This window comes from Propionispira arboris, from assembly GCF_900109225.1.
Lineage (GTDB): Bacteria > Bacillota > Negativicutes > Selenomonadales > Selenomonadaceae > Propionispira > Propionispira arboris.
In genome coordinates, this window is record NZ_FNZK01000012.1 from 99,360 (window position 1) to 119,455 (window position 20,096).

Annotated in this window: 16 protein-coding genes; all 16 read left to right on the plus strand. The window is 36.6% G+C overall.

Going from position 1 to position 20,096, the window contains the following annotated elements; genetic code table 11:
• Positions 1-74: 74 nt before the first annotated feature.
• The 16 genes from BMY14_RS12500 to miaB all read left to right on the plus strand — a co-directional run bounded on the left by BMY14_RS12500 (position 75) and on the right by miaB (position 20,058).
• On the plus strand, positions 75-1,022 hold the full coding sequence (locus tag BMY14_RS12500; RefSeq protein ID WP_091832292.1) for a D-2-hydroxyacid dehydrogenase: 948 nt from the start codon (positions 75-77) through the stop codon (positions 1,020-1,022).
• A 389-nt stretch (positions 1,023-1,411) separates the two neighbouring features.
• The gene (locus BMY14_RS12505) at positions 1,412-4,366 is read left to right on the plus strand and encodes a sigma 54-interacting transcriptional regulator (protein WP_091832295.1); all 2,955 of its coding nucleotides are present in this window, start codon (positions 1,412-1,414) and stop codon (positions 4,364-4,366) included.
• Between the two features lie 81 nt (positions 4,367-4,447).
• A complete protein-coding gene (locus BMY14_RS12510) occupies positions 4,448-5,077 on the plus strand; it encodes a bifunctional 4-hydroxy-2-oxoglutarate aldolase/2-dehydro-3-deoxy-phosphogluconate aldolase (RefSeq protein WP_091832297.1) in 630 nt (209 codons plus the stop codon).
• A 3-nt stretch (positions 5,078-5,080) separates the two neighbouring features.
• Positions 5,081-5,560 carry a PTS sugar transporter subunit IIA gene (locus tag BMY14_RS12515; RefSeq protein ID WP_091832300.1) on the plus strand — a complete coding sequence of 160 codons (480 nt, stop codon included), beginning with the start codon at positions 5,081-5,083 and terminating at the stop codon, positions 5,558-5,560.
• A gap of 1 nt (position 5,561) precedes the next feature.
• A complete protein-coding gene (locus BMY14_RS12520) occupies positions 5,562-5,840 on the plus strand; it encodes a PTS sugar transporter subunit IIB (protein WP_019554707.1) in 279 nt (92 codons plus the stop codon).
• An 11-nt stretch (positions 5,841-5,851) separates the two neighbouring features.
• Positions 5,852-7,213 (plus strand): PTS galactitol transporter subunit IIC, encoded by a 1,362-nt coding sequence (locus tag BMY14_RS12525; protein WP_091832303.1) that lies wholly within the window; start codon positions 5,852-5,854, stop codon positions 7,211-7,213.
• 52 nt (positions 7,214-7,265) lie between these two features.
• Positions 7,266-8,411 carry a galactonate dehydratase gene (gene dgoD, locus BMY14_RS12530; RefSeq protein ID WP_091832306.1) on the plus strand — a complete coding sequence of 382 codons (1,146 nt, stop codon included), beginning with the start codon at positions 7,266-7,268 and terminating at the stop codon, positions 8,409-8,411.
• Between the two features lie 594 nt (positions 8,412-9,005).
• On the plus strand, positions 9,006-9,944 hold the full coding sequence (locus BMY14_RS12535; protein WP_091832309.1) for a phosphatase domain-containing putative toxin: 939 nt from the start codon (positions 9,006-9,008) through the stop codon (positions 9,942-9,944).
• 138 nt (positions 9,945-10,082) lie between these two features.
• A complete protein-coding gene (locus tag BMY14_RS12540; protein ID WP_091832312.1) occupies positions 10,083-11,981 on the plus strand; it encodes a protein-tyrosine phosphatase family protein in 1,899 nt (632 codons plus the stop codon).
• Between the two features lie 52 nt (positions 11,982-12,033).
• Positions 12,034-13,128 (plus strand): hypothetical protein, encoded by a 1,095-nt coding sequence (locus tag BMY14_RS12545; RefSeq protein ID WP_091832315.1) that lies wholly within the window; start codon positions 12,034-12,036, stop codon positions 13,126-13,128.
• Positions 13,129-13,336: 208 nt separating this feature from the next.
• On the plus strand, positions 13,337-15,334 hold the full coding sequence (locus tag BMY14_RS12550) for a methyl-accepting chemotaxis protein (RefSeq protein WP_091832318.1): 1,998 nt from the start codon (positions 13,337-13,339) through the stop codon (positions 15,332-15,334).
• 882 nt (positions 15,335-16,216) lie between these two features.
• Positions 16,217-16,852: a hypothetical protein gene (locus BMY14_RS12555; RefSeq protein ID WP_245741399.1), complete on the plus strand. Its 636-nt coding sequence runs from the start codon at positions 16,217-16,219 to the stop codon at positions 16,850-16,852.
• A gap of 186 nt (positions 16,853-17,038) precedes the next feature.
• On the plus strand, positions 17,039-17,863 hold the full coding sequence (locus BMY14_RS12560) for an alpha/beta fold hydrolase (protein ID WP_091832323.1): 825 nt from the start codon (positions 17,039-17,041) through the stop codon (positions 17,861-17,863).
• Positions 17,864-17,994: 131 nt separating this feature from the next.
• Positions 17,995-18,207 carry a CsbD family protein gene (locus BMY14_RS12565; protein ID WP_091832326.1) on the plus strand — a complete coding sequence of 71 codons (213 nt, stop codon included), beginning with the start codon at positions 17,995-17,997 and terminating at the stop codon, positions 18,205-18,207.
• 85 nt (positions 18,208-18,292) lie between these two features.
• The gene (locus BMY14_RS20370; protein ID WP_143063172.1) at positions 18,293-18,442 is read left to right on the plus strand and encodes a lmo0937 family membrane protein; all 150 of its coding nucleotides are present in this window, start codon (positions 18,293-18,295) and stop codon (positions 18,440-18,442) included.
• 266 nt (positions 18,443-18,708) lie between these two features.
• Positions 18,709-20,058 carry a tRNA (N6-isopentenyl adenosine(37)-C2)-methylthiotransferase MiaB gene (gene miaB, locus BMY14_RS12570; protein WP_091832328.1) on the plus strand — a complete coding sequence of 450 codons (1,350 nt, stop codon included), beginning with the start codon at positions 18,709-18,711 and terminating at the stop codon, positions 20,056-20,058.
• The last annotated feature ends 38 nt before the right edge of the window (positions 20,059-20,096 follow it).

Consider the following 20,096-nt stretch of genomic DNA (forward strand, 5'->3'; position numbering starts at 1 on the left):
TTAAGAGACCACTGTAGTTTGTTGATACTTTAAAAATGAGCTTTATAATTATTAAATGATGGGAGATTGAAATTATGCAGATTAAGACGATTCTTGTATTATTGCCAATCAAAGAAGAACAAAAACATTTACTGGAACAGGAAGCACTGGCAGCTCACTATGTCTATACTGGAGCAGACGCTTTGGATGTAGAAACTTTGCAAACGGCAGATATAATAATAGGGAACCCGCCGCCTGAAATGCTTCGTGATGCACCAAAACTCAAATGGATACAGCTGAACTCTGCTGGTAGTGATGTCTATATGAAAAATGGAGTACTAAAAGATGATGTATTGCTGACAAATGCTACGGGGGCATATGGTTTGGCTATTTCGGAGCATATGGTAGGCATGCTGTTGCAACTCCTTAAAAAACTTCATATTTATAGAAACAATCAAAAGCATCATCTTTGGCAAGATGAAGGTGAAGTCAAATCAATTTATCATTCTAAAGTTTTAATTATTGGGCTTGGTAATATTGGGGGTGAATTTGCCAAAAGACTCAAAGCGTTTGGTGCCTATACAATTGGTGTAAAGCGAACCCTTACAGCAAAACCTGATTTTATTGATGAATTATATGTACAGGATAAAATCGATGAACTCTTGCCTCTGGCAGATATTGTAGCCATTACAATCCCTAGTACAAAAGAGACCTATAAGATGTTTTCGCTGGAACGATTAAATCGGATGAAAAGGGGTGCAGTGCTTCTTAATGTAGGGCGAGGTAATGTAGTCGATACGGAGGCTTTGTGTGATGCAGTTGAAAGTGGGTACCTATCCGGTGCCGGATTGGATGTTACAGACCCAGAACCGTTGCCTGCCAATCATAGATTGTGGGATATAGAAAATATAATTCTTACACCGCATATCTCAGGGGGTTATCATATTCCAGAAACACTGGAAGCTATTATCGATATTAGTGCGGGAAATTTAAAACGTTTTATGGCAGGTGAAAAATTAGTCAATTTGGTTAATTTTAAATAGAGTGGAATAGTATAGTTTAGTCATTATGAAAGAAAAGGATCGATAGCGGATATTCCTTTCCGGGGGATATAATGCATTGATCCTTTTCTTTTATTTGTTCGATAAATTTATGGTAAACCGTACCGAAGCTGAAAGCATAGAAGGCATTTAAAGGGTTTTAGCGTATTTATATAACTATAATATCTCCATTCTGAAATTAGAATTATTACCCAATTCATTTAGACAGGGAGATGTCTGCTTATTCTTATAAAGAATAATAATTCAAAATATTTAGACTGCATATTGTACGAATATGTGTTTTTTGTGTTAAGTGAGTGCAATATGTATTGTCCAATAAAGTTGGTAGAGAGAATTATAAAAATTTTTTATTTTTTGATTGGGGTGTGTAAATGATACGAATTTTAAGAAAAATGATTGATACAGAAGATAAAAAGAATCCTTTTACGGATGAAAAATTAGCTCAAATGATGTCTTTGTCCAGAGTAAAGGTAGTTCATTTAAGGTTAATGGCGGGTATTCCTAATTCACGGGAAAGAAGGAAGAATATAATTCTGTCAGAATGTGCAAAGATAATTTTATCAAATGATAAGTCTAAAATTTCTGACAGGCAATTTACTGGTCTTTTGAATCAGCATGGATATAATATTTCACGTTATACAGCAGTGGAATTAAGAAAGCAAATTGAGTTAGAGGTTGCTCAAGGAAAATGGAAAGAAATGGTGCCTATGAATTCTGAATTAGATCCAATTGAGAGTATAGAATCTAAACAAGTTAGTAAGCAAGCGGTGGCTAAAGATATTGCATTTAGTAATATTATTGGCTATAAAAAAGGCATAAAAACACAGATTAATCAAGCCAAAGCTGCAATTTTATATCCACCGCATGGGTTAAATACTTTATTAACGGGTCCGTCAGGGGTAGGAAAATCATATTTAGCTGAAAATATGTATAGATTTGCTATTAAAGAGGGGATATTAGAAGATAAGGCACCGTTTGTTGTATTTAATTGTGCCGATTATGCAGATAATCCACAGCTTCTTTTGGCGCAATTATTTGGTTATGTTAAAGGAGCGTTTAGTGGAGCGGTTACATCAAAAACAGGGTTAGTAGAAAAAGCAAATCAAGGGATTTTGTTTTTGGATGAAGTACATAGATTACCGAGTGAAGGGCAAGAAATTTTATTTTCAATTTTAGATAAGGGTGAATTTAGACGCTTGGGTGAGACTTGTGCTACTAAAATTACAATCAGAATTATCGCGGCCACAACAGAAAATCTAGAATCAACACTTTTACTTACCTTTCGTCGGCGTATACCGATGGTGATAGATATTCCTTCATTATCAGAACGTCCAATAAGTGAGCGGTTTTCTATTATAAAAAAATTTTTCAAACAAGAAGCTTTGCAAATACAACGTACGATAAAAGTTGATTCTGCGGTTATGAAATTTTTACTGATATACGAATGTAGGGGTAATATAGGTCAGCTGCTTAGTGATATACGTGTTGCTTGTGCAAATGGCTTTTTAAGTTGTATATCTGCTGGTACAGATGGAATTCTGATTTCTCCCGATACTTTATTAAATTATCATAGAGTGGATTTATTACAAAAGAATAGAACATATGGAGAACTTACCCAATATGCAAGCAGCGATATTGTGTTTGATATGAATCCATTAAATGAAACAATAGAAGAAAATATGGAAATTTCATTCGAAAAAATTTATACCATTATTGAGAAGAGTTTTTTAGAGTTACGAAACAGTAAAATTGCAGAAAAAGAGGTAAATAGGATTGTTCAAAATCGTCTCAATTTAGAAATAAAAAAATATTTAGAGGGTAAAGAAAATTTAAATACAGCTATGTTAGAGCTGGAATCAATTATAGATTCGCATATGATTCAAGCTGTCAAGCAAGCTGTATGTATTGCAAAGCGTTATATTCCGCTGCTAGAAGATCGTATTTACTATTTTGTGTCGATTCATTTAAGTACACTTTGTGATCATATTAAAAGTGGTATTTATAAAACGGCGGCAGTGGATCTTATTAATATTAAAGAAAATTATAAAAAGGAGTACGCTGTTGCTAAATTAATGATGCTTGAAATTGAAAATGAATTAAAATTGACATTTCCTAAAGAAGAAGTTGCAATGCTGACGATGTATTTAAAAACATTTTCACAAGGAAATATAGACTCGACGGGAAAAGTAAAAGTTTTAGTTTTAACGCATGGACGCGTGGCAAGTGGAATGGCAGAGGTGGTAAATCATCTTTTAAATGTAAATGATGTTGTTGGTATAGAAATGGGGTTGGATGAACATCCAGATAATGTGTTAGAAAGAACTATAAAAATTATTAAAGAAATTGATGAGGGGAAAGGCTGTCTTTTATTAGTGGATATGGGGTCTTTGACAAAGTTTGGGGAGGTTATTACAAAGCAGACAGGTATACAAACCTGTAGCATTGGGCGGGTAGACACTGTAATGGTATTAGAGGCTGTGAGAAGAGCTGCATTGATGGATATGAAATTAGAAACTATCGTTGAAGCTTTATCACTTGATCCATATTATATAAATAAAATAGGTAGTGCTGGCAGTATTGATAAGACCAAACAGAAGGCAATTATTTTATCGTGCATTACCGGTGAAGGTAATGCAAAAAAAATGAAAGATTATATACAAGATGCGGTTGCTGGCATTGAAGAAACTGTAGAACTTTTTACAGTTGGGGTTTTGCAGGCAGAAAAAATGGCGGAAAGTATAGAAGCAATTATGCAGCAGTATCATGTCATTGCTGTTGTTGGAACGATGAATCCATTCATTAAAGCGGTACCATTTATTTCTGTAGAAAAAGTTTTGAGTGGTGAGGGAATTTATCAAATAAAATCAGCGATTGGAAGAAACGCACAGCAACGAGTAGTTTTTACCGATGTAATTCATGAGGAATTGATAGTTTGTAAATTGGACTTAGCAGATAAGATACAAGTCATAGATTATATGTCGCAGATGCTTGAAAATTATGGAGCTGTAATGAAGGAGTTCGTTTTAAGTGCCTATAAAAGAGAAAGTATTGGAGCCACCTATCTTAATGGTGGGATTGGTATCCCGCATGGTGATGGTTCTTATGTTACAAAATCTGCCATGGCTGTGGCTAGTCTAGTTCAGCCAATTACTTGGGAAAATGATTTTATGGTAGATTTAGTTTTTTTATTTGCATTGACAGAAAATGATCAACAGTATATAAATTATTTTTATCAAATTATATCGAATAAAGAAGCCGTTTTAGGCTTAAAATCAGCAAAATCCATTCAGGGAATGCAGCAGATATTGAGTGGAAAACAATTTTAACCATTTATTGGCATGTGGCTTGCATAATAGATAAGTATGAATCAAAAGACGATTCGTACTTATTTTTTTGGAGGTCATCAGATGAAAAAAAAACTAGCAGAATTTTCTCCTGTAACGGCTATTCTTAGAGGTTATGATTATGAGCAAGTGAAAACGGTAGTGGAAGTTTTGCTGGATAGTCAGGTTCGTGCCGTGGAAATCACGCTGAATCGAGAAGATTCAATGCAGATTATTCGTAAAATTGTTGAAGCATATGGAGATTCTATTGCTGTTGGGGCGGGAACTGTTCTAAAGAAACAAGATCTTGAACAGGTAATTGAGATTGGTGCTGATTTTGTTTTATCACCGATTATGTTTTCTCCGGCAATGCTGGATTTATGTAAGCAGCATGCGGTAATAAGTATTCCAGGAGCATATTCACCTACCGAGATCTATCAATCATTTCACGATGGGGCGGATATTGTGAAAGTTTTTCCGGCAAGGGGATTAGGGACAAAATATTTTCAAGATATTGCAGCGCCGTTTGGTGAACTACCACTCATGGCAGTGGGAGGCGTTAATGCAGAGAATGTTGCACAATATAGAAAGGCTGGAGCAAAATATGTCGGGATTGCATCTGGGATTTTTCAGCCACAAGATATTAAAAGACAAGATAAAGTTGGTCTGAAAAAATCATTATCATATTTTGAAAGTCGTGTCAAAGGGGATTGAAAAATGGATGATGGGTTATGTTTTAATGAAAAATTAATTTTCAAATTATCAGATGAAATTGATTCTAAGGAAATTGCTTTGAGCTTTTTGGCAGAGCAATTATATGCCAAACAATATGTAACGGAAGGTTATAAAAAAGGTATATTAGAGCGAGAAAAAATATATCCGACAGGATTGTTTACGGGTGGTATTAATATTGCCGTGCCACATACAGATTGTATCCATGTTCGATGCGATGCATTTGCTATGGGGGTTTTATCGAAACCGCTTACCTTTTACGCGATGGACGATCCGGAACGAGAAATTGATGTAAACATAATTTTTATGCTTGCCTTAAGTCAGCCACATGGACAAATTGCAATGCTGCAGAAGGTTTTAGCTTTGGTCAAGGAACAAGAACAATTGAAGAAAATGATCAATTGTAAAGATGTAAAAACTATTTATGATATCTGTTTAAAATATTTAATTAGAGGAGACGAGTAATATGAAAAGAGTTTTAGTTGCGTGTGGAAATGGAATTGCTACATCAACAGTAGTGGCACAAAAGGTTCGCGAAGCTTGTGAAGAGAAAGGGCTTTCTATTTTAGTAAGTCAGTGTAAACTTTTGGAACTTAGTGGGAAAGCAAATGATTTTGATTTGGTTATAACGACTGGGAAATTTACTGGAGATGGTGTCACTGTTCCTATAATAGGTGCAATTTCATTATTAACTGGTGTTGGTGAAGACGAAACCATTGAAAAAATAATTCAGATACTGCAATAGGAGGTAGGAAAATGGATTTAGTTTATAGTGCATTTAATACATTATTATTAGCCGGTCCGATTGTACTTTTACCAATAATCATTACTGTTGTGGGGCTTTTGTTTAGAGTAAAGGTACTCAAGGCATTTCGATCAGGTTTAATTATTGCCATTGGTTTTGCGGGAATTAAATTAGTTGTTAATTTACTTTCGGATAATTTAGGTCCTGCTGCGAAGGCGATGGTAACTAATTTTGGTATCAAATTGGATATTTTGGACGTTGGTTGGGGCGCAATTGCGGCGGTTACCTGGTCATCCCCAATTATTCCATTGCTGATTTTTGGTATTTTGTTGACGAATGTTTTGATGCTTGTGTTGAAGCTGACGGACACGTTAGATGTTGATATCTGGAATTATCATCATATGGCTATTGTTGGAATTATGGCGTATTTTGCTACGAATAATGTATTTATCGGGTTAGGGGCATCTGTTGTTATGGCGATTATTTCTTTTAAATTAGCCGACTGGACAGCCCCGGCAGTTGAAAAGTATTTTGGTATTCCCGGAGTTTCATTGCCGACTATGTCCGCCTTATCATCTGTTATTATAGCGGCGCCACTAAATAAAATTATTGATCAAATTCCTGTAATTAATAAAATTGATTTTTCGGCAAAAGATGCGCAAAAATATTTAGGCTTTTTTGGAGAACCAATTTTTATGGGGTTGATTTTAGGATGTGGTATTGGGGTGTTAGCCGAATATAAGATCACGGCAATCTTTGCGTTGGGAGTTAATATGGCAGCTGTAATGATTTTGATTCCTAAAATGACAGCATTATTTATGGAAGGGTTAATTCCAATTTCTGAAGCTGCTAAAAAATTAACCAAAGAAAAATTTAAGGGGAGAAAATTCTTAATTGGTCTTGATGCAGCGGTGGTTGTAGGGGATTCAACGGTTATTACAGCAGGGTTAATCATTATTCCATTAACGATTTTGATGGCAACGATTATTCCAGGTAATCGAGTTTTGCCATTTGCTGATTTAGCGGTTATACCTTTTAGGATAGCGTTGATTGTGGCATTGTGTAATGGAAATTTATTTAGAAGTATTTTAATTGGACTGGTTTGTATGGTGTTGATTTTATTGGCGGGGACGGCTACTTCCCCAGTGCTAACTGGATTAGCAACTTCTGTGGGGATTGATATTTCAGCAAGTGGCGGGATTTCATCGTTTGCTGCAACGAGTTTAACTGTCAGTTATTTGGTATTTACAGCATTTACAAGTAATTTAATGTTGAGCCTGCCATTATTAGGTGCTGGCATTATTGGTACATGGATATATATTGATAAATTTAAAGGTAATAAAACGAGTGAAGAAAAAATTGAAGATCTATAAAAATGTAAATTTTATCGAAATACGCTAGGGTAAGAAAAGGAGTGTAAAATTTTTGAAAATTTCAGCAATTAAAATATATAGGGTTAAGCCAAGATGGATTTTTATTAAAATTACCACAGACGAAGGGATCGAAGGCTGGGGAGAAATGATTTCTGGAACCAAAACAGAAACTGTGGTGGCTGGTGCAACTGAAATGGGCGAGTATCTTATCGGGCGTAATCCTTTCGATATTGAATCATTATGGCAGGAGCTTTATAAATCATTTTTTCGTGGTGGTCCAATCAATTCTACGATTGTATCTGGCATTGAAACTGCATTATGGGATATTAAAGGAAAGTTTTGTAATTTGCCAATTTATGAACTTTTGGGCGGCAAAGCGCGTGATAAGATTATGGTCTATTCATGGATTGGTGGTGACAGACCGGATGATGTAGTCAAAGAAGCGATAGATCGTAAAAACAGAGGCTTTAAGGCAGTGAAAATGAATGCAACAGAAGAACTGCATTATATTGATTCTTATGAAAAAGTACAAGCGGTTGTCGATCGAGTTGCTTCGATTCGAGATACTATGGGTATTGATTTTGGTATTGCAGTCGATTTTCATGGGCGAGTACATAAACCTATGGCAAAAGTTTTGGCAAGAGCCTTAGATCCTTATAAACTGATGTTTATGGAAGAAGTGGTTTTGCCGGAAAATGAAGAAGCATTTAAAGAGATTGCTAAATATACAGCCACACCTTTGGCTACCGGTGAGAGATTGTGTACGAGATGGGAATATAAAAATTTATTTAAAGAGGGGATTATTGATATTATTCAGCCCGATGTTGCCTTGGCAGGCGGTATTTTAGAAACGAGAAAAATTATTGCTATGGCAGAAGCTTTCGATATGGCAGCAGCACCGCATGCTCCGTATGGACCGATTGCGTTGGCGGCAACCTTACAAATTGATGCATGTTCACCAAATGTATTTATCCAAGAACAAAGTTTGGGGATTCATTATAATAAAGGTTTTGATTTATTGGATTTCATAGAAAATAAAGAAATTTTTCAGTATAAAAATGGATTTGTTAATTTACCAAATAAACCTGGTTTGGGTTTAGAAATCAATGAAGATTTGGTTCAGAAAGTTTCAGAAGAAGGTCTGGTTTGGACGAATCCAAAATGGAAAAATTATGATGGAACGCATGCGGAATGGTAAGTTTTCAATAATTTAAAGAGGAATATTTAAAACGTTTTAGGGCAGACGCATAAAAGGATCGATATATAATATCCCGTTCACGGGCATAGTTTATATCGGTCCTTTTTGATTTCTTAAAATAAAGAAATCATATAATGGTTATCCTGTCTGGAGAAACAGCTAAAGAAAATTTTTGTGCGAATATTCTTATAAATAACAAGAAATTATAGTATTTTTCGTGAAAAGAAAGTAAAATAGCAAAATCTCAAAGATAGATGAAGTTTATTATCGCTATAATGAGTACAAGAAGCCACTAATATACCTATAATATTATCTTTATAATGATTAATCATATCAAAATATATTCTTGATATGATCATTATGTACTGGTGATGCGGATTGGTAATAGATAGGGTACTTTTCTAAGGATTTAAATAAAAATAATTATATTGTAATCTGAACCCCTTTGCAGTGAATCGTAATCGTGTTGTTATGTGAGTAACGAAATTATTTGATCACGATGTATGACTCATATCAATTATGTGAGAGTCTCGTTATGATCTCTTGGGTGTTCAGGTTTTAAAATATAAAAATAAAAGCAAAGGAGTTAAAAAAATGTATAAATGGAAGCAAAAGACAGTCTTGTTTACCATGATTTTGAGTTTTATAACCAGCTGTAGTATTGTTTTTGCCGCTGAACCGCCGGTAGGTGTTTCAATCTTAAAATATGACCGACCAGCAGGCACGAATGATTTACCTCGGAATTTTCGAACAGCTCAAAGTGAATTTAAAAAGACGAGTAAGGATCAAACCATGCCTTCGCGCGAAGGGTTAGAAAATTTGCGGCTTTCTGGTAGCAGCTATTTTTCTAAAAACGAATTTCGAGAAATGTTAAAGCAACTGCCGAAACATGATTTGGTGATTTTGGATTTGCGAGCGGAATCACATGGCTATATTAATGACAATGGTGTGAGTTGGTACACTGCTTATAAAGCCGCCAATCGTGATATGAGTGCTAAGCAGATTGATGCAGTAGAAATGGAAGCACTGAATGCAGTATTACATAAAGTCGTTCCAGTTGCCGTCCTCAGTAAGGATAAATCGATTGATTCGGAGGATGCTTTATATGTAGAACAGGTCATGACAGAAAAAGAATTTGTTGAATCGCAAGGTGTGAGATATTATCGCATCCCTGTTGCTGACTATGATGCACCTAGTGATGCAAATATTGATCAGTTTTTAAAGTTTTATAAGAAACTGGCTGGCAATACATGGATACACACACATTGTGAAGCTGGTGAAGGGAGAACCACTACCTTTATGAGTATGATTGACATGCTGCATAATGCTGAAAACCTTAGCTATGATGAAATTATGACCCGTCAAGTGCTGCTGGGAGGTCAGGACCTTCGGTCAGCAACATCAAAAGATTCGGTAAAAAAGGAAGGTTATCTTAGACGAGCGTTGTTCACCAAGCATTTTTATGATTATGTAAAAGTGAATCCGGATTTGGGAAAACACTGGAGTCAATGGGCTAAAGAACAGGGATACTGATCTATCAGCGGATAAACAAAAATACAAAACCAATGAATGAAGACGTTCTTTTGCAATAAAAAATAATTATTAAAATAAAAATTCATTTGTGACAACAGTATTTTGAATAAAAAATCAATTTTTGAGGGAGTGGTATGGGTGTATACGAAGACTAGTAAAAAAGGAATCTTGTCAATTCTACTGGCTTTTATTCTCTTGTTGCAGATGACAGCAGCAGTTTTAGCCAAAGATGGTAGTAATAGTGCTGAAAAAACGCCTAAATTGGCAGTTAAAATTGATCGGAATGATATAGATCAATTGCCGAGGAATTTCAGAATGTCTACGGATGAATTCAAAAGTTATCCTAAAAATGGAGTAATGCCATCGAGAAAGGGTCTTGATACATTAGGAAACTCAGCAAGCAGTGCTTTTTCAGAAACTGAGTTTGTTAATGTTTTAAAACAATTACCGACAGTGCCTGATAAGGTCTATGTAATTGATCTGCGTGGCGAGTCTCATGGCTATTTAAATGGTACCTGCGTGAGCTGGTTCGCTCCACCGAGTAATTGGGGTAATGATGGTCGGACACTTGAACAAGTAAAAGCTATAGAGCAGGAACAATTGCAGAAGCTGTTTAAAGCTTCTCCAGTAAAAGTCTATAATTTTGATGACAATAAAAATGTTTTACTGGATCAGATTGAATTTTCCATAAATCGCGTGCGAACAGAAGAAGAAATGGTCAAAGAACATGGTGCCCATTACTTTAGGTTAGCGTTATCTGATCATTTTCGTCCCGATGATAGTGATGTGGATACATTCCTTGCTTTCTATAAAACATTACCGAAAGATGCCTGGCTTCATTATCATTGCTTTGCAGGAATGGGAAGAACGACAATATTCGCTGTCATGGCAGACATATTGAAAAATGCTCATGATGTAAGTTTTAAAGCTATTGTGGATCGTCAAGGCATTTTAGGCAATACAAACTTAAGCAATATCCCTGACAATAAGAAGAACTGGGGGCGCAAAGGGTATATTGAACGTTATCAGTTCGTGAAACATTTCTATGACTATGTAAAAGACAGCCCGCGTGATTTGCCGAAAACTTGGAGTCAGTGGGCAAAAGAACATGACTATGAAACTTATACGCCAGACTATGAAGGTTATGTATGGCGTGTTGATACGAAGAACGTTGACCAATTACCGCGGAATTATCGAAGCTCAAATGATGTTTTTAAAGTACCAAAAAAAGTCAATAAAGAAGCTGATTTAACCTATATTCCGTCACGGAAGGGATTGGATTCCTTGTATATTTCTGGCAGTGCCCAGTGTTCACAGCTAGAATTTAATCAGCTGATGACGAACCTTAAGACAATGGCTAAGGGACCAATCTACATCGTCGATTTGAGACAAGAATCACATGGATTACTCAATGGTAATGGTGTTAGCTGGTATGGCGATCGTGATTGGAGCAATATAAATAAGACGTATGACCAGATAATTGCCGATGAAAAAATACGATTGAAAGCTACGTTAAATAAAAAGACTGTTTTGTCGGTACTTGATGATGATAAAAAAGCAGCAGATCCACAGTTGGAAAAAATCACAAGTGCATTGACGGAAGAAGAAATGGTTAGAAATGGCGGAGCAAATTATTTTAGGATTACAGCAACAGATCATATTTGGCCGAGTCCGGAAAATATTGACCGCTTTATGAATTTTGTGAAGACTTTGCCGCAAAATTCATGGCTGCATTTTCATTGTCAGGCCGGTGAGGGGCGTACAACCGCATATATGGTTATGTATGATATGATGAAAAACCCAGATGCAAGCTTGAAAGATATTGTATATCGTCAATATTTGCTTGGTGGTCAATATACGATGTTCACTGGAAGTGGCAAAAATAGTTGGAAAAATGATTATTATGCTGAAAAAGCCAGAATCATTCCACGATTTTATCAGTATGTGCAAGAAAATGCGGCTAATGGTTTTAAGATTCTATGGTCGCAATGGATAAAAGAAAATAAACCTGCTAATACGGAGTCTGCTATACAGTAATGCTTGGCAGCAGCTATATCAAAAAATTTTAGCAAAAATGGGGCGTGTGAAAATGAACAGAAAATTATTGACAACATTGGTGCTGGGAGCACTTATTTTGACGAACGGAGTGACTACAACTTATGCTGCAGGGTTACAGCTGCCTGGTGATGGAAAGCTTGGAAAATTGGGCGATGAGGTTACGGATGTTGATGGAGGCAAAACGAAGGCTAAACAGGAGCTGAAAAAAGAAAAAGATGTGTCTGTTAAAATAGCAACAAAGACAGAAGTGAAGAACGATGCGGCTTCATCTACCAAAATCAAGCATGAGGGGAAATTATATGTAGACGGTAAAATTGATGATATGTGGACTGCAGAAGTCGGGCTGAATATTGAAACGAAGACTGATAATGGAAAACAAAGTGAAACGGAAAAGTGGGAAATGGAAAATGTCTGGTTGGAATATCAAAAGTCACCAGAATTTTCTTTTAAGTTTGGACGTCAAACCTATCATTTGGCGAAAGGGCTATATATGGATCAGGATGGCGTCTTTGGCGGCAAGGCAATTTATAAGCTTGATAAAAATAATACAGCAGAAGTTTTTCTTGGTCGGGATGATCAGGATAGAGATGGAGTTGGCATCAAATTAAAAAATGGTAAGGTTACGGCTACGCCGGCAAGCAATACTACATTGTTAGAGGTGTTAAATTTTGCTCATAAACTCAAGCATGGCTCAATTGGTACATATATAGCAAAACAGGATCGACAGGATCAATATGGTGGTGGTACAGATAAGTTCTTAGGGCTATATGGTAATTATCGTGTAGTGCCAAATACGGATTTCAATTTTGAATATCTGAAAAACAATGAGACCGACACAAACGGGTATGTTGCTGAATTGAAGTTTGGAAAGTTGAAAAAGGTCGGGGATTATACGTTTGCCGTAGACTATATGGACGTCGATAAAGAGCTGATGAATACGAATAATTATACAGACTATGATAGTCAGATCAGCGACCCGGCATTGGGCTTCAAAGGACCAGGAGTTACTGTAGTAAATAAATTGTCCAAACATTCGCAGCTACAATTGCAGAGATGGTGGGGTCGCGATAAAGCAGATCAGACATCCATTCCGGTTACAAAATTGATATTGTATGTGAAGTTTTAAAAATGTCTAAGTGTAGAACTGCGTGCGGAAATCATTTGATGAGAAACATAGCATGATCGTCAGTACTATATTTTATAGGCATATGAAATAGCTTACATAAAAAGTAAGTTGAATAAGATGGCTGTATAGGAAATTGATAGATTTTCTGTACAGCCATTTAGCCTTGTGCGGGAAAATAACATAGTTTTTTCAAGGGGGAAGTAATATTATGGCAGGCAATTTAAGGTTAAGAACAAAACTGCTCGTGCTGCTGCTCATTCCAATAATCTTTATTTTAGGTAGTGTGAGCATGTATTCATACTATGGTGCACGGAATTTATTAAATGATCAGATTAGACAGACGGCGCTTTATATTGTAAACAGCAATAGTGTAAAAATGTATTCATATTTAAAGGAAAAAGAAGCTTTGGTATCTATGACAGCTGATTTTTTAGGAGGTAAAGAGATAAGTAAAGCGGATGAAATTGATTTTTTAAAGCATGTAAAGACTTCTTGTCCGGGGATACAGTCTGCATATACTGGTTATGCAAACTTAACAGCGGCAGATTCTCAAGGGGTTACCGAGCAAGAAAAACCTGTTGGCTATGATCCGCGAACTCGTGACTGGTATAAAAGTGCAGTGGCGTCGGATACTGCTGCTTATACGCCGATTTATGAGGCTTCAGATAAAAGCCTTTCTGCCGGAGTCGTGAAGAAAATTATGCGAAATGGCCAAGTAGCTGGAGTTGCCGGAATTACTTTGGATATAAATCCTATTCGTAAGTTAGCACAAGAATTTAAACTGGCGGAAACAGGTTATGCAGCGATACTTGACGCGAAGGGGAATTTTGTATATCATCCTGAATTTCGTCTTACCGATAATATAGACGAAGTTGAAGACGGTGTTCTGGCAAAATATAGCCAGACTTTTATGAATGGTGAAAATTCTGTACAAACGGCGAATATAAATGGCAAGGAAATTATGATGGCAGCTTCTCCAATCGGAAGCACGGGCTGGACTTTTATGACATTTGTACCGCAGGAAGAAATGTTAGAAAAGGTAACAGTGTTGGGCAAGAATTTTTTGGTGGCTGGCATTGCAGGACTTTTTTTATTAACTGGAATAATTATAGGCATTACCATGAAAATTACAGCCAGAATTAAGATGGTAGAAATTATGGCTGAACAAGTAGCAAATGGAGATTTGTCTATCGGACAGGTTAGGACCAATATACGATTTGGTGACGAGATTGATAATTTAATCAGTAATTTTGTTAGGATGAAACGAAATTTGGGTGAACTTATTCAGCGAGTATATCATTCAGCTGAGCAGGTAGTGGAATCTAGTGAACAGGTCAAGCTTAATTCGAGCCAATCGGCGGCGGCTTCTGCGAATGTTGCTGAATCGATAACATTAATTAGCCAAGGTTTAGAAAATCAGGCAAGTTCATTAAATAACATTGTTGCTGTTGTGAGTGGTATCGCAAAAAATATTGAAGGCACTGCTGCTAATGCTTTGGACATTAGGAATGTTGCAGAAAAAGCAACAAAGACAAGCAATACGGGACAAAGGTTAATTGATCAAGCTGTTGAGCAGATGGATAATATGGTTCAGACAGCCAGGCTCGCACAAGAAACTTCTGGTAAACTGGAACAAAGTTCTATGGAGATTGTACAAATTGTAGAATTGATTTCCAATATTGCTGGTCAGACCAATCTTTTGGCACTTAATGCGGCAATTGAAGCTGCCCGAGCAGGTGAGCAAGGACGTGGCTTTTCTGTTGTTGCTGATGAGGTGAGAAAGCTTGCGGAACAATCTGATTTGGCGGCAAAAAAAATTGCTATATTGATTCAAGAACATAATCAGGGAATAAACAATGTTGTTAGTTCTATTGAATTGTCGATTGATAATGTTGATCAAGGGGTTCAAATTGTGAATTTGGCAGGCGCTGAATTTAAAAGAATTACATCCTTAATAACAGTTGTAAGCGAACAGGTGAGAAGTATTTCTAGTCTGATGCAGCCTTTATCAGCTGGAAGTAAAGCAATTGTTGTTTCGATAGGTGAGGCCAATCAACAGAGTCATAATTCGATGGGAGCTGTACAAACTGTATCGGCAGCCGCAGAACAGCAATCGGCTGCTTTGGAAGAAATTTCGAAAACTTGCATGAATTTAGCAGATCTGTCTGAAGAACTTAAGGAACAAGTGAGGAAATTCAAAATTTAAAATTATTTATTGATAAATAGGATCTTTATAATGATGGGCAATAGATATAATTAAAATATGATAAAACTAAACATTAGACTATATTAATAAAGTACGGGGAAAATTGTTTTTTACGACAGTGAAGAATAATACAGAAAATACGAATGGAAAAACCGTATATCTCGCGACATATGGGTGTCAGATGTTTACGGTGTTAAGAACGTATTAATGAAAAAATAAGCTCATTTTAGTCAATTTGCTGTCAGCTTGATTTTGCAATTTCTTTAATTTGTGGTGCATTATCTGTCCATGAACCAGCCTGCCAAAATCCCGTTGCACAACCATCATCAATTATAATGAATGCCTTTCTTTAATAATCATTAATAAATTAGTTATACTATTATATAACTAATTTATTATAAGTCAAATGATTATTTGACAATGATTCTTCTTTGCGGTACAATAGATATATAAAATTTTATCATGCATCGGACCATTTACAGCAAAATACTGAATCCCTACGAATATGGGCGGTAGATCTTTTACAGACACGCTTCATAAACGTAGGGTTTTTTTCTTATCCTAATCAAAAATAAAATAATATGTCTTGGTCTGTAGCCCTGCTTATCCTATTTAATAGTATGTGTATTACCAATCAGTTCATTCGTACAGAGCCAATACATTGAAAATAAAAGGACGGAAAAGGAGACGAAATAAAAATGAAATCAGGCCGTGCCTGCTAATTTAACTACAGAACAATTTTCTGGACACAGTTTCACTTTTCTAAATTTACCTGCTGATCAACAAAGTGTCGGCTATAAAATTTTCACACCAGCACAGGCAGAACAAGGAGATCAATCTTCGCCAATTAATTTTTCTGAACATTTTGCCAAAGAAGCTACTGTGAGTAAAGTGATCCCAGACCCGGCTACAAAAGAATATTTAGTATATCTAACAGTAAATGATACGGGGGAAGAATTGGCGGAACACACCAGACACGGCCAGTTAAGCAGCCTGGTATTAACATCTGATTTAATAAATGCCAAAGAACAGTTCATGGGTAAAACAATTTATCCTAAAACGCGAAATTTGTCAGGCAGCGATGATGTAACAACACCTATTTTAATCGGTAGTGCTGTTACTGTAGTTGATGTAGTGGCTAGTTCACAAGCACGAAAACCAATTTCATTGGTTGTCTCTGTAAATGGGAAAAACGCTATTCTACCGATAGCTTATAGCTGGACTAACATACCATCAACTGACTGGTCAAGTGCACCAGCTTGGCAAGAAGATTTATTTCTTCAAGACCCAAGAACTACATTAGGATGGTCATCAGACACATGGGAAAATATTGAAAAGGCCAGCGTGGTCGAAAATATGACAAAAGATCAGGTACTGCTCAGTTGGGGGAAACCAAATCGGACTGAAAGTAATTCAACTGCTTGGATTTACGGTTCCAAAAAGTTAAATTTCTCTGGCAGTGTAGTATCATCTATTGAAACGATCACCGAAACAGCTCCGATTGAAACAATCAACTAAATTTTGTTGGCTGTTTCTCACTATCCCAAATTGTCTAATAAAAAAATAAAATGAGGCTGTTGCAAAGCTTTTTTCAATGCTGACGGCAACCTTGTTTTTTGATTAATTTTATAGTACACACACGTTACAACATAGGAAAAACAGGGAGAGAATAACGGTCTTCGTCGAAAAAAAGGAGGAAGAACAATGAGTACAATTATGATGAAAGATGGCACACAGATTTATTATAAGGACTGGGGTACAGGTCAACCTTTGGTGTTTAGCCATGGGTGGCCCCTTAATTCAGATAGCTGGGAGGCTCAGATGGTGTTTTTTGCTTCAAAAGGCTATCGTTGTATTGCCCATGACCGCCGTGGACATGGACGTTCAAGCCAGCCTTGGGATGGCAATGAAATGAACACGTATGCCGATGACTTATCGGCACTAATCGAAAATCTCGACCTAAACAACGTTATTCTAATTGGCTTCTCCGCGGGCGGTGGCGAAATTGCTCGTTATATAGGTCGTCAAGGTACCAAGCGAGTGGAGAAGGTGGCTCTTATTTCCGCTGTTCCCCCATTAATGCTGAAAACAGCGAAAAACCCCGGTGGTTTGCCGATTGATGCGTTCGACGAGATTCGCCAGGGATCTATTGCGGATCGTTCGCAGTTTTATAAAGATCTTGCGGCTGGACCCTTTTTCGGAGCCAATAGACCCGGTGCCAAAGTCTCACAGGGAATGATGGACTCATTTTGGCTCCAGGGGATGCAAGCCGGTCACAAGAATACTTTAGACTGTATCAAGGCTTTTTCTGAGACGGATTTTACCGAAGATCTTAAGGAATTCGATATTCCAACGCTGATTGTTCATGGTAATGACGACCAAATCGTACCAATCGGCGCGGCAGCTCTTCACTCATCGCAGTTGATTAAAAATGCAACCTTGAAAATCTATGAAGGTGCACCCCACGGTATCGTATACACCCATAAAGACCAGCTCAACGCTGATTTGCTGGAATTTATTAAAAAATGAGGACAACTTTTATTGATGTGTATGATTTTTTGTCAGGTTATTTGCCTTTAGTACCTGGCCTCTACAGGTAAAATGGCAGCATAATCTGTTTTTCCCTATTGTTTTTTTTATAAAAAAGAGGAGTGATGAACATGAATGAAGATATTCTAAAAGGAAAATGGATGGAAATTAAGGGGAGTGTAAAAGAACAGTGGGGCAAGCTTACTGACGATGATCTTGTTGAGGTGGAAGGAATAAAAGAAAAACTAGAAGGTCTATTGCAGGTTAAATATGGTTATTCTAAAGACAAAGCGCAACAGGAATGTAGTAAGTTTATCAATAATTATAAAAAGAATAATCCCTGAATTAGAAAATAAGAATCTAATGAAAATGGATACGACAGTGTGGAAATATTCTGCACTGTAAATACAAATACGAAGGGAGAAAATTATGTTAAATACAATCCTCCTTATCTTAGTCGTGATGTGGCTGTTCGGTATGGTTACTTCATATACAATGGGTGGTCTAATCCATATTTTACTTGTAATTGCCATCGTGGTGTTTCTGGTTAACTTCATTACAGGAAGACGCTCATTATAAGATAAGTGCTTTAAGCTCGAAATTCAAAAACAAACAAGTATATTTTATAGATGAAGTTTTTCTTTTTTAGGAGAACAGGTCTTAAACAATCGAAAAATGATTCTATAATACATGTTGGGGTAAGCAAAAAAACAAATTGCTTATTCTAACATATTTTTTTGCATAAAAATGATAATAATATTTTTCTTAAAGATGTTTTTACAATTAAAATATGATAAAATTAAATATTAGACTATATCAATAAAGTACGGGGGAAATTGTTTTTTATGACAGTGAACAATAATACAGAAAATACGAATAAAAAAACCGTATATCTCGCGACATACGGGTGTCAGATGAATACCAGTGATTCTGAACGTATGGAAGGCCAATTGAAGACGATGGGTTATAGCAAAACCGACAATATGGAAATAGCAGATTTGATTATACTTAATACATGCTGCGTGCGAGAGAGCGCTGAAAATAAAATTCATGGAAAAATCGGTGAGATTAAACGTCTTAAGCTGGAAAATCCTAATTTAATTTTTGGTATTACCGGTTGTATGGCGCAAAAAGACGGGGATGCTTTATTTATTAAAGCACCGCATATTGATTTTGTTTTAGGAACGAATAAGGTGCATGAACTTCTTAATGTAATTAAAGAAGTCCATGCATCGAATGGACATGTCGTGGAATTATCGACAGGAGATTCAGATATACCACGGAATATACCAACGCAGCGGAACGGATCAATTTCTGCTTGGGTGCCGATTATGTATGGCTGCAATAATTTTTGTACATACTGTATTGTTCCATATGTTCGTGGACGGGAACGTAGTCGTGCTTTAGATGATGTTGTAGGCGAAGTAAAAGACGTTATAGCAAAAGGTTTCAAAGAAGTGACTTTGCTTGGACAAAATGTTAATTCGTATGGTAAAGATCAGAAGGGGCCGGATTTTGCCGATCTATTGAAGGCAGTCGATGAAGTAAAAGGGATTGAACGGGTTCGTTATATGACTTCACATCCTCGTGATTTAAGTGATAAAGCGATTGCCGTAATAAAAAATAGTACACATATCTGTGAACAATTCCATTTGCCAATTCAATATGGCAGCAATAAACTCTTAAAAGCGATGAATCGTGGTTATACGATTGAATATTATCGTGATCTTGTGAAGAAAATTCGTGATGCTGTGCCTCTGGCAAGTATTACGACGGATCTGATTGTTGGTTTTCCGGGTGAAACGGAAGAAGATTTTCAACAGATGCTCGATTTCTTAAAAGAAATTCGCTATGATATGGCCTATACGTTCCTTTATTCGAAACGATCTGGAACGCCAGCAGCGACGATGGAAAATCAAGTACCACAGGATGTCAAAAAGAAACGCCTGCAAATGCTAATGGATGTGCAAAACCAAATTAGTCTCGAGATCAATCAACAGCTAGATGGTAAGATCCTTGAAGTTATGGTTGAAGGTCCAAGTCGTACGGAAGAAAATGTTCTATCGGGTAGGACGCGAACGAATAAAATTGTGCTTTGGAATAAGCAAGGTACGGAAAATATAGGAGATTTTGTGCGAGTGAAAGTGACCCATGCACAAACCTGGATTTTGAAAGGGGAACTCATAGCTGATTAGGTATGAGTTTAGTATAGATAACGTTAGGCTGAGGCTGT

What these genes read in the sequence shown, in the direction of transcription:
- BMY14_RS12500 (WP_091832292.1), top strand. Translation starts at nt 75, where the DNA reads ATGCAGATTAAGACGATTCTTGTATTATTGCCAATCAAAGAAGAACAA.
- BMY14_RS12505 (WP_091832295.1), top strand. Translation starts at nt 1,412, where the DNA reads ATGATACGAATTTTAAGAAAAATGATTGATACAGAAGATAAAAAGAAT.
- BMY14_RS12510 (WP_091832297.1), top strand. Translation starts at nt 4,448, where the DNA reads ATGAAAAAAAAACTAGCAGAATTTTCTCCTGTAACGGCTATTCTTAGA.
- BMY14_RS12515 (WP_091832300.1), top strand. Translation starts at nt 5,081, where the DNA reads ATGGATGATGGGTTATGTTTTAATGAAAAATTAATTTTCAAATTATCA.
- BMY14_RS12520 (WP_019554707.1), top strand. Translation starts at nt 5,562, where the DNA reads ATGAAAAGAGTTTTAGTTGCGTGTGGAAATGGAATTGCTACATCAACA.
- BMY14_RS12525 (WP_091832303.1), top strand. Translation starts at nt 5,852, where the DNA reads ATGGATTTAGTTTATAGTGCATTTAATACATTATTATTAGCCGGTCCG.
- BMY14_RS12535 (WP_091832309.1), top strand. Translation starts at nt 9,006, where the DNA reads ATGTATAAATGGAAGCAAAAGACAGTCTTGTTTACCATGATTTTGAGT.
- BMY14_RS12545 (WP_091832315.1), top strand. Translation starts at nt 12,034, where the DNA reads ATGAACAGAAAATTATTGACAACATTGGTGCTGGGAGCACTTATTTTG.
- BMY14_RS12550 (WP_091832318.1), top strand. Translation starts at nt 13,337, where the DNA reads ATGGCAGGCAATTTAAGGTTAAGAACAAAACTGCTCGTGCTGCTGCTC.
- BMY14_RS12560 (WP_091832323.1), top strand. Translation starts at nt 17,039, where the DNA reads ATGAGTACAATTATGATGAAAGATGGCACACAGATTTATTATAAGGAC.
- BMY14_RS12565 (WP_091832326.1), top strand. Translation starts at nt 17,995, where the DNA reads ATGAATGAAGATATTCTAAAAGGAAAATGGATGGAAATTAAGGGGAGT.
- BMY14_RS20370 (WP_143063172.1), top strand. Translation starts at nt 18,293, where the DNA reads ATGTTAAATACAATCCTCCTTATCTTAGTCGTGATGTGGCTGTTCGGT.
- miaB (WP_091832328.1), top strand. Translation starts at nt 18,709, where the DNA reads ATGACAGTGAACAATAATACAGAAAATACGAATAAAAAAACCGTATAT.